The sequence below is a fragment of the Marinovum sp. E3 genome (assembly GCF_055755275.1).
Genome location: NZ_JBVTQV010000006.1, coordinates 22,590 through 35,396, shown reverse-complemented (window position 1 = coordinate 35,396; position 12,807 = coordinate 22,590). Strand labels below are relative to the sequence as shown.

The 12,807-nt window shown below is 66.4% G+C and carries 12 protein-coding genes; 9 read left to right on the top strand and 3 right to left on the bottom strand.

Features of this window, described 5'->3' with window-relative positions:
- Genes AC0J5K_RS21620 through AC0J5K_RS21610 form a run of 3 tightly spaced genes read left to right on the top strand, consistent with a single transcriptional unit; the run spans position 1 to position 2,320 of the window.
- On the top strand, positions 1-768 hold the full coding sequence (locus AC0J5K_RS21620; RefSeq protein ID WP_274563724.1) for a thiazole synthase: 768 nt from the start codon (positions 1-3) through the stop codon (positions 766-768).
- Positions 768-1,358, top strand: a complete 591-nt coding sequence (locus AC0J5K_RS21615; RefSeq protein ID WP_274563726.1) for a thiamine phosphate synthase — start codon at positions 768-770, stop codon at positions 1,356-1,358. Before AC0J5K_RS21620 ends, AC0J5K_RS21615 begins: the two co-directional genes overlap by 1 nt.
- Entirely contained in the window at positions 1,355-2,320 is a 966-nt protein-coding gene (locus AC0J5K_RS21610) for a HesA/MoeB/ThiF family protein (RefSeq protein WP_274563728.1), read from the top strand. The genes AC0J5K_RS21615 and AC0J5K_RS21610 overlap by 4 nt, the downstream gene beginning before the upstream one ends.
- Positions 2,321-2,347: 27 nt before the next feature.
- Here the strand turns inward: AC0J5K_RS21610 and AC0J5K_RS21605 are convergent, their stop codons facing one another.
- The gene (locus tag AC0J5K_RS21605; protein ID WP_048535639.1) at positions 2,348-4,297 is read right to left on the bottom strand and encodes a sensor histidine kinase; all 1,950 of its coding nucleotides are present in this window, start codon (positions 4,295-4,297) and stop codon (positions 2,348-2,350) included.
- Between the two features lie 52 nt (positions 4,298-4,349).
- Entirely contained in the window at positions 4,350-5,369 is a 1,020-nt protein-coding gene (locus AC0J5K_RS21600) for a replication initiation protein (protein WP_048535638.1), read from the bottom strand.
- Positions 5,370-5,994: 625 nt separating this feature from the next.
- On the opposite strand from AC0J5K_RS21600, the gene AC0J5K_RS21595 reads away from it, so the two are divergent.
- From AC0J5K_RS21595 to AC0J5K_RS21575, 5 genes are all read left to right on the top strand, one after another.
- Positions 5,995-7,197 carry an AAA family ATPase gene (locus tag AC0J5K_RS21595; protein ID WP_074837985.1) on the top strand — a complete coding sequence of 401 codons (1,203 nt, stop codon included), beginning with the start codon at positions 5,995-5,997 and terminating at the stop codon, positions 7,195-7,197.
- Positions 7,194-8,186 carry a ParB/RepB/Spo0J family partition protein gene (locus AC0J5K_RS21590; protein WP_274563735.1) on the top strand — a complete coding sequence of 331 codons (993 nt, stop codon included), beginning with the start codon at positions 7,194-7,196 and terminating at the stop codon, positions 8,184-8,186. The genes AC0J5K_RS21595 and AC0J5K_RS21590 overlap by 4 nt, the downstream gene beginning before the upstream one ends.
- A gap of 277 nt (positions 8,187-8,463) precedes the next feature.
- Positions 8,464-9,168, top strand: a complete 705-nt coding sequence (locus tag AC0J5K_RS21585) for an ABC transporter permease (protein WP_048535635.1) — start codon at positions 8,464-8,466, stop codon at positions 9,166-9,168.
- The gene (locus AC0J5K_RS21580; RefSeq protein ID WP_274563739.1) at positions 9,165-9,878 is read left to right on the top strand and encodes an energy-coupling factor ABC transporter ATP-binding protein; all 714 of its coding nucleotides are present in this window, start codon (positions 9,165-9,167) and stop codon (positions 9,876-9,878) included. Before AC0J5K_RS21585 ends, AC0J5K_RS21580 begins: the two co-directional genes overlap by 4 nt.
- Positions 9,875-10,684, top strand: a complete 810-nt coding sequence (locus tag AC0J5K_RS21575; protein ID WP_274563741.1) for an ABC transporter substrate-binding protein — start codon at positions 9,875-9,877, stop codon at positions 10,682-10,684. The genes AC0J5K_RS21580 and AC0J5K_RS21575 overlap by 4 nt, the downstream gene beginning before the upstream one ends.
- 250 nt (positions 10,685-10,934) lie before the next feature.
- Here the strand turns inward: AC0J5K_RS21575 and AC0J5K_RS21570 are convergent, their stop codons facing one another.
- Positions 10,935-11,714: an IclR family transcriptional regulator gene (locus AC0J5K_RS21570; RefSeq protein ID WP_274563743.1), complete on the bottom strand. Its 780-nt coding sequence runs from the start codon at positions 11,712-11,714 to the stop codon at positions 10,935-10,937.
- Positions 11,715-11,799: 85 nt separating this feature from the next.
- On the opposite strand from AC0J5K_RS21570, the gene AC0J5K_RS21565 reads away from it, so the two are divergent.
- A complete protein-coding gene (locus AC0J5K_RS21565; protein WP_048535628.1) occupies positions 11,800-12,744 on the top strand; it encodes a cupin domain-containing protein in 945 nt (314 codons plus the stop codon).
- Positions 12,745-12,807 lie beyond the last annotated feature (63 nt).

Below are 12,807 nucleotides of genomic sequence, written 5' to 3'. Positions count from 1 at the left end.
ATGCGGATCTACGGAGAGACAATCGCCTCGCGGCTACTGCTCGGCACCGCGCAATACCCCTCGCCCGCCGTGTTGCAGGACGCGATCCGCGCCAGCGGCACCGGCCTTGTCACCGTCTCGCTGCGCCGCGAAACTGCCGATGGCGCCGGCGAGGGCTTTTGGCGCACCCTGCGCGAGACCGGTGTCCGCATCCTGCCCAACACCGCCGGCTGCCACACCGTCAAGGAGGCGGTGACCACCGCCCATATGGCGCGCGAGGTCTTTGCCACCGACTGGCTCAAGCTCGAGGTGATCGGCCATGCCGATACCCTGCAACCGGATGTCTTTGCGCTGGTCGAGGCGGCGCGGATCCTCACCTCGGAGGGGTTCAAGGTGTTTCCCTATACCACCGATGATCTGGTGGTCGGCGAACGGCTGCTTGATGCCGGCTGCGAGCTGCTGATGCCCTGGGGCGCGCCGATCGGCTCGGGCCAGGGGCTGCGCAACCCCGATGCCTTGCGCGCCATGCGGGCGCATTTCCCCGGCGTGCCGCTGGTGGTCGACGCCGGCATCGGCCGGCCCTCCGACGCGGCGCAGGCGATGGAGCTCGGCATGGATGCGGTGCTGCTGAACACCGCCGTGGCCCAGGCCGGCGACCCCGCCGGGATGGCACGCGCCATGGCGCTGGCCGTCGAGGCCGGGCGCGCGGGCTTTGACGCCGACCCGATGGACCGCCGCGACCTGGCGGTGCCCTCGACCCCGGTGCTCGGCCTGGCGGAGCTGGCGTGATGCAGCGGTTCTATCTGATCGTGGGCCATGTCGCCCGGCTGGAACTCTTGGTGCCGCAGGGGGTGCAACTGGTGCAGCTGCGCATCAAGGACCAGCCCGAGGCAGAGATCCGCCGCCAGATCGCCCGCGCCCGCGACATCTGCGCCGTGCATGGCGCGCAGCTGGTGGTCAACGATTACTGGCAGGCGGCGCTCGATCTGAACTGTTCCTTCGTGCATCTCGGGCAGGAGGACATGGAGACCGCCGATTTCGCCGCCCTGCGCCGCGCCGGGGTGCGCTTTGGCCTGTCGACCCATGACGACGCGGAACTGGAGCGTGCCCTCTCGCTCGATCCGGCCTATGTGGCGCTTGGCCCGGTCTATCCGACATTGCTGAAAAAGATGAAATGGGCGCCGCAGGGCCTTGACCGGGTGACCGCCTGGAAACGCCGTACCGGCCAGGTGCCGCTGGTGGCCATCGGCGGGCTGACGCCCGAGCGCGCGCCCGGGGTTCTGGCGGCCGGCGCCGACAGCCTCGCCGTGGTGACCGATGTGCAGCAGGCCGAAGACCCCGAGGCGCGAGTGCGCGACTGGCTGAAGGTCTGCCAATGACCCGCTATGCCCGTCAGGAGATCCTGCCCGAGGTCGGCGCCGCCGGCCAGGAGCGGCTGCGCCAGGCGCATGTCGTTGTGATCGGCGCCGGCGGGCTGGGCTGTCCGGTGCTGCAATATCTCGCCGGTGCCGGTGTCGGGCGGATCACGCTCTTTGATCCCGACCATGTCGAGGAAAGCAACCTGCACCGCCAGCCGCTCTACCGCATGGCGGACCTTGGCCGCCCCAAGGCGGAGGCCGCCGCCGAAGCCTTGCGCGGCTTCAACCCCGAGGTACGGCTGCGCGCCCATGTGGCGCCGCTGGGGCCCGGCCTTGCCCCCGGTCTGGTGCAGGCGGCCGATCTGGTGATCGATGCCGCCGACAGTTTCGCGGTGTCTTACATCTTGTCCGACGCCTGCCTCGCCGCCGGCACGCCGCTGATCTCGGCCAGCGCGCTGGGCCAGTCGGGTTATGCCGGTGGATTCTGCGGTGGCGCGCCGTCGCTGCGCGCGGTTTTTCCCGATCTGCCAACCTCGGGCGCCACCTGCGCCACCGCCGGCGTCCTCGGCCCGGCGGTCGGCATGATCGGCAGCTTGCAGGCGCAGCTGGCCTTGCAGCTTCTGCTCGGCACCGGCGCGCCGCTGGGCCGGGTGGTCTCGGTCGATCTGGCCACGATGCGCTTTGGCGGTTTCACCTTTCTCGGCAGCCCCGAACCGGCGCGCCCCTGGCCCTTTCTGGCGCCCGCGATGCTGCGCCCGGACGATCTGGTGATCGAGCTGCGTGACGCCGCCGAAGCCCCCTGCCCGATCACGCCAGAGGCGCTGCGGCTGCCCATGGAAGAGGTTCCCGGGCTGACCCCCGCCCCCGGGCAACGGCTGGTCCTGTGCTGCGCCTCGGGGCTGCGCGCCTGGCGCGCGGGCTTGACGTTGAAGGCGCAAGGCATTGAAAATATGTCGATTATCGCCGCAAAGGCCTGCGCGTGACGGGGAAATTGCCCATGGGCAATTTTGTCATTCCGCCGCCATCTCCTCTTCGGCCGCCGGCAGCCAGACGGTGAACTCGGCGCCGCCAGCCTTGCGGTTGCGCACCGAGATCAGCCCGCCGGCGCGCTGGATCAACGTCTGCGAGATCGACAGGCCAAGGCCGGTGCCCTCGCCCCGCTTGGTGGTGAAAAACGGATCGAAAACCGCGCTCAGCATCGCGTCGGGCACCCCGGGGCCGCTGTCACGTACCTTGAGCGCGGTGCCGCGGCGGCCGTTGCGGCGCGCTTCGGTCAGGAGAAGCGCGAGCCGGCCGCCCTGGCCCATGGCCTGCACCGCGTTGATGATCAGGTTGACGACCACCTGCTGCATCTCGCCGGGGGCGATGCGCACCGGCGGCACGTCGTCCAGCCGGGTTTCGACCCGGACACCGGCCTTGTCGATCACATGCTCCACCAGAACCAGGCAATCGCCGAGCACCGGGGCAAGATCGACCTGGCCGCCCATTTCCTCGATCTCGCCGGGGGCGGCGAATTTCAGCAGCTTGCCGACAATCGCCTGAATGCGCCCGACCTGGGCGTCGATCAGGTTGAGCTCGGTCGCGACCGGGGCGGCGCGCTCCTGCAAGGCCTCGCGCATCACGTCGAGATTGCCCTGGATCACCGCCACCGGATTGTTGATCTCATGCGCCACGCCGGCGGTGATCTCGCCGATCGAGGCCAGCTTTTCGCTCATCACCAACTGCCGGTAGGTTTCTTCCAGCTTGGCGTTGGCCGCACGCAGCTCGGCGGTGCGTTCCTCGACGCGGGTGTTCAGCTCATCGGCCCAGGCGCGCAGCTTGCGGTCGCGGTCCTGCACCTGGTCGAGCAGATCGTCGAGATGGCCGGCGACGGCGGCAATCTCGTCGCGCCGCTTCATCCGCCCGATCCGCGCCGAAAGGTCGCCGCGTCCGACCCGGGCCATGGTCTGTGTCATCCGCTCCAGCGGCGCAAAGATTCCGCCGGCCATCCAGAGAAACACCGGCGCCGAGAGCACCAGAACCGCAAAGAACGCCGCCAGCATCCACAGGAAGGCCTGCCGCTTGGCGGCGGTGAACGGCGCCTCGAGAAAGCCGACATAGAGCATGCCCACACGGTCGCCGAAACTGTCGGTCAGCGGCATATACGCCGAAATATACCAGTCGTTGACCACGAAGGCGCGGTCGAGCCAGGTCTTGCCCTGGCCCAGAACCTGGCCGCGCACCGCCGCCGAGACCCGGGTGCCAAGCGCCCGCACATCCTCGAACAGCCGCACGTTGGTGCTGACCCGCACGTCATCAAGGAACAGTGTCGCCGTGCCCTGCCGCTCGCCGCCGGTGACGGCGTTGAGATAGACCAGCGCGTTGATCGAATCGATGAAATCCAGGTTGCGGTTCAACAGGATGCCCCCCACCAGCACGCCGTCATGTCCGGGCAGGCGCACCGGGCTGGCGGAATGCACCACCATGCCGCGATCCTCGACCTCGCGGTCGGTGGGCACCGCGGCCTCGGTCTCGATCAGCGGGATGCGGGCCTGTGCGGCCAGCGGCGCCGGCAGCGCCCCGGCGGGAAAGATATCGATCCGGGTGTCGGGGCGGCTGAGCCCGGCGGCGATCACCGGCCAGCGGTCGGCCTGCGCGCCGGCGGCCTCGGCCGGCAGGTAATACAGGAAATCGAGGCCCAGTTCGGCCTGCTTTTGCCGGAAATACGCCGCCGGATCGCCCTCGGCCAGCACTTCGGCGAATTCGACCGAGCCGGCCAGCCCGTGCAGCTCTTCGCCGGTGCCGGTCATCAGCCGGTTGAGATATTGCTCGGCAATCCGCAGGTCGCTTTCGACATTGGCGATCAGCACCTTGTCGTAATCCGCTGTCCAGCGGGTCATGCCGAGCAGCAGGAGCAGCGGCATCAGCAGGATCAGGGGGGCAAGCGCCAGGATCAGCAGGCGCAGGCGAACCGATTGCATCAAGAGACCCTCCCGCCGGCCAGACTATCGGCGGCCGACGGGGCGCGCAAACTCAGATCGGGTTTTTCTCCGCATAGGTCCGAAAGAACGCCAGAAACGCCCGGTCGGGATCGCGTGCGGGCTCTCTGCCCCGGCTCCAGTCGCGCCATTCGCCCTCGACGTGATAGATGTCATACCCCGGGTGGCGCAGCCGCGCAGTCTCGTAGGTTTCGCTGCGCAGGGCGGTGCCGCGGCTTTCCAGCCAGGCCGGCCGCGGCCGGGGTTCCGGCACCAGCCGCTCTTCGGTGCCGGCCATCCGCGCCTTGCGGCCCACCTTGGAAAAGCTCAGCTCGCGTTCCGCCTGGGCCGAGGTGCCGCTGTCCTTGCGCCACCAGCGCAGCTCGACATGGGTCACCCGCCGGCCGGTCTTGACCGGCTCGATCTCGACCACGTAGTCGCTCAGCGCATTGACCTCGGCCATCGCCGGCTCGATCGCCCGCAGCTTGAGGTTCGACCAGGAGGTGAGCTTGCCCTTCGCGACGCCGAGAATGCCGCGCAGATCCTCGAGGCTGAAGCGTTCCGACGAGCGATAGCGCAGATTGCCGCGTTTCTGGATCATCTCGTAAAGCGTCAGCGCATATTTCGACGACAGCGCGAACATCACCTCGCGTTGCAGGCGGGCAAAGACGGTGCTGTCCTTGATGATCCGCCGCAGCCGCTGCGGGATCTCGTATTCCAGCAGCCCGTCGCGCCGCGTGGTCTCGATATTGCCACCCAGAAGCTGCACCCGCTCGATCGCCTCTTCGCCGTCACGGGTGACGCGGACCTTGACGATCGAGGACATCAGCCGCTCGATGCTCTCGCCGACCCGGTCGTTGGAATTGTGCGAACCGCGCAAATCGGCCTTGGCGATCACATGGGTCACCGGCTTGTCGATGGCATCCCAGGCGTTTTCCAGCAGCTGGTTGTAGATCCGGCGGTCCGCCAGCGTCAGCGGGGTGACCTCGACAAGGTCGACCAGCTCGCCGGGTTTGACGAGGCTTTCGGCGTTTGGCCGCGCCTCGATGGTGCGATAAGGTTTGCCTGTGGCCACGTGCGTTACCTGACTGCTCTTACTTTTGTAGGCCTTTGGGCGTAAGATATCAAAAGCCGACGCCCCCGTCCATCACCCGAAAGGTAAGCTTTCGCGCCGGGGATTCGCGCCACCCGATTCGCAATGCCCTGCCCCGCAAGGCTTTTTTCAACGGTTTTTTTGCCCCTGTGGCGCGCACCCGAAAGGTAAGTTTTCCGCCCTGCCCGATCCGTAAGCCCAGCCGCCCCGATGCGTAAGGACAAACACCCCGAAGCGTAAGCCATGCCGCCCCGGGACGTAAGAATTGGGCGGAATTCCCGTGGTTTGGCAATGCGTTGGATGACGCGAACAAGGAATCCTTGAATCCAGAACAAGAGGGTTTTTTAAATTTGGATTTTTGGGGGTTTTGCCTGCCGCCCGGACACCGTTTGAAGCCGCGACCCGGCCAAGCTTACTTTTCGGGTGCCGCACGGTGCGAAAAAGCCCCGAGGTTCGGAAATTGGGGGCCTCTCCGGTGTTTTCGCGGCATTGGCGGGCAATCGCGCAACTTCCGCTATTTTCGGCATCCGCTGCCGGATTTCGCACTTGAGACGGCTGGCCACAGGGTCCATGATTCGCGTCAAACCACCCCCCTGAGAGGTAGGACATGGAGCAGTCAGCCCTTCCCCCGGTGTCCCTGCGCGAGCTCGACCAGCTTGCCGGGCGCGCCTCCACCGTCATCTCGCGCCTGCGCGACCGCCTGTATGCCCCCGGCACCGAAAAGCGGCTCGAGCTGCAATTCAACGTGCGCCGCGCCGCCGAGATGGTCGGACGCAGCGAAAAGGCGATCCGCGACGCCGAGGCCGACGGCCGCCTGCCGGCGCCGGAGAAAGACCCCGAGACCGGGCGGCGCACCGGCTACAGCCTGACCGATGTGAACCGCATGCGCCAGCTTTTCGGCACCTTGCCGCATCGGGCGCCCGACGATCCGGCGATGGTGCTGGCGGTTCAGAACTTCAAGGGCGGTGTCGGCAAATCGACCACCGTCTGTCACCTGGCGCAATATCTCGCGCTCAAGGGCTATCGCGTCTGCGTCATCGATTGCGACAGCCAGGCTTCGACCACCTCGGTTTTCGGGTTGAACCCCGACGTCGATGTGGATGAAGACGAGGACACGCTTTACCCGTTCTTTCGCCATGGCGGCCCGCCCGATCTGAGCTATGCGCTGCGCGCCACCTATTGGCCGAACATCGCGCTGATCCCCGCCAATTTGGGCCTCTATGACGCCGAATATGAATTCGCCGCCCGCATGGCGCGCGAGAAATCCTTTGTGCTCGACCGGCTGCGTCACGGTATCGAGACCATCAAGGACCGCTTTGATGTCATCCTGCTTGATCCGCCGCCGGCGCTTGGCATGCTTTCGCTGTCGGTGCTGCGCGCGGCCGAGGCGCTGGTGATCCCGGCGCCGCCCAACAACATCGATTTCGGCTCAACCGCGCATTTCCTCAAGATGCTCGGCGCCACGCTCAACGAGCTGGCCGAGGCCGGAGGCGCGCGGGATTATGCATTTGTTAAAATTCTTGCGACCAAGATGAATGACACCAAATCGGCGCATGTCGCCATCAAGCGGATGATGGATGCGGTCTTTCCCATGGATATGCTTCTCTCTGTGCAGAAGGACAGTGCCGAGATCGACAACGCGACGGCCAATCTCTCGACGGTCTACGAGCTGACCGGCGCCGCCACCCGCACCGAGACCCACAAGCGCTGCCGCGCTTATCTCGATGCGGTGGGCCGCGAGATCGAGATACTGATCCGCAAGACCTGGCCGAGCCATCACGCGCAGCTGCGCAAGGAAGGACTGCTATGACCCGCAAGCATGATGCCATTTTCGACGATGTTCTCAGCGGCTTTGACGCCCCCGCCCCGGCCGAAGAAGACCGGGCCGGCGCGCGGTTTCTCAAACGCACCACCACAATTTCCGAGCGGCTTTCGGGCGAGCTCGAGGAAAAGACCCTGCGCTGGGTCGACCCCGCCCGCTGCCGCATGTGGGACCGACACAATCGCGAATATGCGCTGCTCAACGAAGACAATTGCCGCGACCTGATCGATGGCATCCGCTCGCAGGGGCGGCAGGAATTTCCCGCCATCGTGCGCACCTCTGACGATCCGGATTACGACTTCGAGGTGATCTGCGGCGCCCGGCGGCATTTCGCGGTGAGCTGGCTTCGGGCCAACAATTACACCCAGTTCAAATATCTCGTCGAGCTGCGTGACCTGTCGGATGAAGAGGCCTTTCGTCTTGCCGATATCGAGAACCGCGACCGCGAGGACATCTCGGATTACGAGCGGGCGATCGATTATGCCGATGCCGTGGAGCGCTACTACGGCGGCAAGCAGAAGGCGATGGCCGAGCGGCTCGAGGTGTCGCAACCCTGGCTGTCGCGTTACCTGCAACTGGCGAAACTGCCCGAAGAGATCGTCGCCGCCTTTGCCTCGGTGCGCGACATCCGCGAGCGCAACGCCCGCGAGTTGAAGCCGCTTCTGGGGGAGGCCGTGGTCGCCGAACGCGTGCTCGATGCCGCCCGGACCATCGCCCGCGAACAGGCCCAGGCGCGGCGCGGCAGCGGGGCCTTTGTCGATGGGGCGGCGGTCATGCGGCGGCTGGTCAACGCCGGCAAGCCGGCCGCCCCGAAGCCGCCGCGCGCGGGCAAGATCTATCGGCGCTCATCTGGCGAGGCCGGCATCGAAGTCCGTCGCAAGGGGCGTAAGGTTCTGGTGGAGTTCGAGGATTCGCTGTCGCGCCCGCAGCTTGTGGCGGCTTTTGACGCCTACTTGAAAGATCGCTTCTCGCACTGACCCGGAAAATTGCCCACGGGCAATTTTTGCACGGTGAGGTCCCGGCGCGAGGCCGGGGCGCGCCGTCCCCCGTCCCTGCCTCGCGCCGGGACCCCGTGGCTCGCCCGGCACAATTGCCCATGGGCAATTTTTTGCAGCCGGACAATTTGACCGAGTTTCGCCGGGCGAGCGATCTCGGTGCGGCCAGTCTGACCCAATCGCTGATCCGTCGTCGAAACCGGCTGGCATCCCTCTGCGGGGAATGCCAGTTTGCCCCAAACGGGAGGGACATCCGGGGATGGTGGATATCTGGAGCGGTCTGGTGCAGGCGGCCTGGCTGGTGGGGACGCTTGATGCGGAACTGCTGGAAATCGCCTTGCGCTCGCTCAAGGTCACGCTCTCGGCGCTGGTCATTGCCAGCCTGATCGCCCTGCCCCTGGCGGCTTTGCTCGCGGTGCGCCGCTTCAGGTTTCGCCGCACGGTGATTGCGGTGCTGAATGCGTTGATGGGGCTGCCGCCGGTGGTTGTGGGCCTGGTGGTCTATGTGCTGCTGTCGCGCTCGGGCCCGCTTGGCGTGCTGGGGCTTCTGTTCACGCCGACGGCCATGGTGATCGCCCAGGTCGTCATAATCGTGCCGCTGATTGCCTCGATCGCGCATCAGTCGATCCGCGATCTCTGGCAGGAATACCACGATCTGCTGATCTCGATGAACGTCACCCAGGGACAGAAGATCCGCACCCTGCTGTGGGACAGCCGCCGAGCGCTGCTGACCGCCGCGCTGGCGGGGTTTGGCCGTGGCATCGGCGAGGTGGGCGCGATCATGATCGTCGGCGGCAATATCGATCATGCCACGCGGGTGCTGACCACCGCGATTGCGCTCGAGACCGGGAAAGGCAACTTCGCGCTGGCGCTGGCCTTGGGGTTCGTGCTGATCGCCTTGGCGATTGCGGTCAATCTCGCGATCCATGCGCTCAGCCGGACCGAGCGGGAGGGGCGCTGGTGAGCGACTTGTTTCCGGTCAGGCTCGAGGCGGCCCGAGCCACGCGGCGCGGCAGGACGCTGGTCGGCCCGGTCGATCTCGAACTCGACGGCGCCGGGACAACCGTGGTGATCGGCCCCAACGGCGCCGGCAAGACGACCTTTCTGCGTATGTTGCACGGCACGGCGCGGCTGGGGGGCGGGCGGATTCGCTGGAATTGCACCACCGAAGAGGCGCGGCATCACCAGTGTTTCGTGTTTCAGCAGCCGGTGATGCTGCGGCGCACGGTGATGCAGAACCTGATCTACCCGCTGCGCATGCGCGGCATGTCGCGCGGCGAGGCCGAAGACCGCGCGCGGCGCTGGGCCGCGCGGGTGGGGCTGGGCTCGATGCTGACCCGACAGGCGCCGGTGCTATCCGGCGGCGAGCGGCAGAAGCTGGCGCTGGCGCGGGCGATGATCACCGAGCCGAAGCTGCTGTTTCTCGACGAGCCCTGCGCCTCGCTCGATGGCCGGGCGATGCGCGAGATCGAGGAGATCCTGCAAGAGGCCCGGGCCGGTGGCATGCGGCTGATCCTCTCGACCCACGATATGGGCCAGGCGCGGCGGCTGGCCGATGAGGTGCTGTTTCTGCTGCATGGCAGGCTGCACGACCGGGGCGCCGGACCGGAATTTTTCACCCAGCCCGCCACGCCTCAGGCGCGGGCCTTTCTGAACGGAGATATTGTCGAATGAAACATCTGATCCTGTCGCTGGCGCTGATCGCGTGTTCCGGCGCCGCCCTGGCCGCCGAGACGATGAAAATGGCCGTTACCACGTCGTTCCATAATTCCGGGCTGGCGGATGTGTTGCTGCCGCGGATCGCGGCGGACCTCGATCTCGAGGTGCAGCTGCTGGTGGTTGGCACGGGGCAGGCGATCCGGCTGGGCGAGGCGGGTGACGTCGATGCCATCCTGGTGCATTCGCGCGGCGCCGAAGAGACATTTGTCGCGGCAGGGAACGGCACCCACCGGCGCGAGATCATGTACAACGATTTTGTCTTCATCGGGCCCGAGAGCGACCCCGCCGATATCGCCGGTGCGCCGAGCGCCACCGAAGCGCTGCAACGCATTGCCGCGGCCGAGGCGCCGTTTGTCTCGCGCGGGGATGACAGCGGCACCCACAAGAAGGAGCTGAGCCTCTGGGACGACGCCGGGCAGGATCCGGCGACGCTGCACGATTGGTACAAACCCGTGGGCGCCGGCATGGGCGCGGCGCTGAACACCGCCGCCGGCATGGGCGCTTATATCATGTCGGATCGGGCGAGCTGGCTGAATTTCGGCAACAAGGGCGATCTGGCGCTGCTGTTTTCCGGCGATGCGGTGCTGTTCAACCAATATGCCTATCTTCCGGTGAACCCGGAGAAACATGGCCATGTGAAACATGACCTGGCGATGAAGCTGGAAAACTGGCTGGTGTCCGACACCGCAAAGGGGCTGATCGATGGCTACACCATCGACGGCGAGACGCTCTTTGTCTTCAACGCCAAGGCCGCGGACTAGGCGCACCCGAAAGGTAAGCTTTCGCAACCATGGCGCAAGCTTATCGGACATTTTCGGGGAGGGCAGGGCAGGGCGGTTTCCTGCCCGGTGTGCCCGGACAAGCGCCGCGCGGCGGCATTGCCGGGCGGCCACCACGAAAGACTACGCCGGATGGTGGGCCGGGTCACGCGGCGGCGTGAGAGACCCGAGACGTTGTGGCGTTTTTGCCGAGCCCTGCGGCGCGGGTAATCCCGGCCGGGCCGGGGGGCGCTCAGGCACAGCCCAGATGGCGGGAGATCGCGCGGGCGCAGGATGTGACCGCATCGATCACGCTCTGATCGGGCGGCGCGGGCGCATCGAAGGCGCGGGTGGCGTTGATCGCCCCGACGATGCCGCCGGATATGTCGCGGATCGGGGCGGCGACCGAGGCCATGCCACGTTCGAAACTGCCGAGCTGCACCACGACATCGCGCGCGCGGTCGGCGCGCCATTGCGCCAGCAGCGTTGCCATGTTGCGCGGCGTCCCGCGGGGCGCATGATCGTAATGTTCATCCCGGTAGAGCGCGATCAGCGAGGCTTCGTCGAGATCGGTCAGCAGCACCCGGCCCATGGTGGTGGCCGCCGCCGGCAGCCGGCTGCCGACATGCACGATGCTGCCCATGCCCATGCGGCTGGCGACCCGCAGCATGTAAAGCACGCTCTTGCCGTCGCGCACGCCAAGATGGGTCGACCAGTCGGTTTCGTCCCGCAGCGCCTCGATCTCGGGCAGGGCGATCTGCACCAACTCGCGCGAGGCCATGTATCCATGCCCCAGCCGCAGCACCGCCGGCCCCAGCGCATAGGTCTGCCGCCGCGCGTCGTGCAGCAGGAAGCCCAGATGCGCCAGGGTATAGACCGTGCGGAAGGCGGCCGACCGGCTGAGCCCCAGGCTGCGCGCGATATCGCTGAGCGTCAGTTCCTGACGCTCGGAGGTGAAGGCATCCAGCACCGCGAAGCCGCGGAGCAGGCCGGGGACCAGATAGCGGTCTTCATCGGTGTCCGTTTTATCCATGAAACGCCATGTATCAGGTGAAACGCGTGCCGGCTACAAATCTCTGCATCGAATTTTGCACGACAGCCACCACGGAGGACCCGACATGAACATGCGCGCAACCGCCTCGCCGCTCGCGGCGGAACTCAAGGCCCATACCGGGCGCTTCACCGACAAGGAATTCGACTGGAACGCCTTTCCCTCGAACGCCGGTTTCCCCGATCTGGCGCGGGCGCAGATGCGCTATGTCGGGGCAGGGGGCTCGCCCAAGGTGGGCGATACCTCGACGCTCAAGGCCGACAATTTCACCGTCTCGCTGATCTACAAGGAGCCGGGCAAATACGCCGCCTGCCACAGCCATGAAATCGAAGAGAGTTTCCTGATCATCGATGGCGCGCTGATCGTCGGCTGGGAGCGGGACGGCGAGGTCTGCGAGGTCAACCTCGGGCCGAAGGACATGATCCTGAACGCGCGCGAGATCGGCCATGGATTCCGCGTCGACGGGGTGGAGCCGGTGCTGATGTCGATCTCGGTCGATGTCGGCAAGCCGCTGCCGCCGGTCTATCACTATCACCCGAAGGAACATGCGCCCGAGCTGGCCCGGGCGTTTGGCGCCAAGCCGGGCGAGACCATCAAGTTCGATCCCGCCGGCGATCATCCGTTGCAGAAGCTGATGGCGCAATACGTGATTCGCCACGTCGACCAGCCGACGATCTGGGAAGACGCCGGCTTCAGCCGCAAGGTCTATGTCGGCGAGGGCGGTCTGGGCCATGATACCTGCCGCAAGGAGATGTGGGGCGTGCCGTCGCGTGTGGGGATCAAGGGATTCGTGCGCGATGTCGAGGATGCCTTCCTGGTGCTCGAAGGTAGCCTGACCGTGGGCTGGGAAGACAATGGCGAAACCGTCGAGGTCGAGCTCGGGCCGCGCGATCTGGTCAAGACGCCGGCCGGCCGCAAGCACTGGATTCGCAACGATGGCGCCGGCGCGGCCACGGTCTGGCACGTGATCGGTTCGTCGAAGGGCGATGATGTGGTCTACGAAGCCGCCTGAACGCCCAAAACCTGATCACCCGGGCCATGGCGGCTGATCCGCCATGGCCGAGAAGGCCGCCTG

Bases quoted from the DNA above. Each gene is read 5' to 3' on its own strand.
- AC0J5K_RS21590 (WP_274563735.1), top strand. From the start codon at position 7,194: ATGACCCGCAAGCATGATGCCATTTTCGACGATGTTCTCAGCGGCTTT.
- AC0J5K_RS21605 (WP_048535639.1), bottom strand. From the start codon at position 4,297: ATGCAATCGGTTCGCCTGCGCCTGCTGATCCTGGCGCTTGCCCCCCTG.
- AC0J5K_RS21565 (WP_048535628.1), top strand. From the start codon at position 11,800: ATGAACATGCGCGCAACCGCCTCGCCGCTCGCGGCGGAACTCAAGGCC.
- AC0J5K_RS21575 (WP_274563741.1), top strand. From the start codon at position 9,875: ATGAAACATCTGATCCTGTCGCTGGCGCTGATCGCGTGTTCCGGCGCC.
- AC0J5K_RS21610 (WP_274563728.1), top strand. From the start codon at position 1,355: ATGACCCGCTATGCCCGTCAGGAGATCCTGCCCGAGGTCGGCGCCGCC.
- AC0J5K_RS21570 (WP_274563743.1), bottom strand. From the start codon at position 11,714: ATGGATAAAACGGACACCGATGAAGACCGCTATCTGGTCCCCGGCCTG.
- AC0J5K_RS21595 (WP_074837985.1), top strand. From the start codon at position 5,995: ATGGAGCAGTCAGCCCTTCCCCCGGTGTCCCTGCGCGAGCTCGACCAG.
- AC0J5K_RS21585 (WP_048535635.1), top strand. From the start codon at position 8,464: ATGGTGGATATCTGGAGCGGTCTGGTGCAGGCGGCCTGGCTGGTGGGG.
- AC0J5K_RS21620 (WP_274563724.1), top strand. From the start codon at position 1: ATGCGGATCTACGGAGAGACAATCGCCTCGCGGCTACTGCTCGGCACC.
- AC0J5K_RS21615 (WP_274563726.1), top strand. From the start codon at position 768: ATGCAGCGGTTCTATCTGATCGTGGGCCATGTCGCCCGGCTGGAACTC.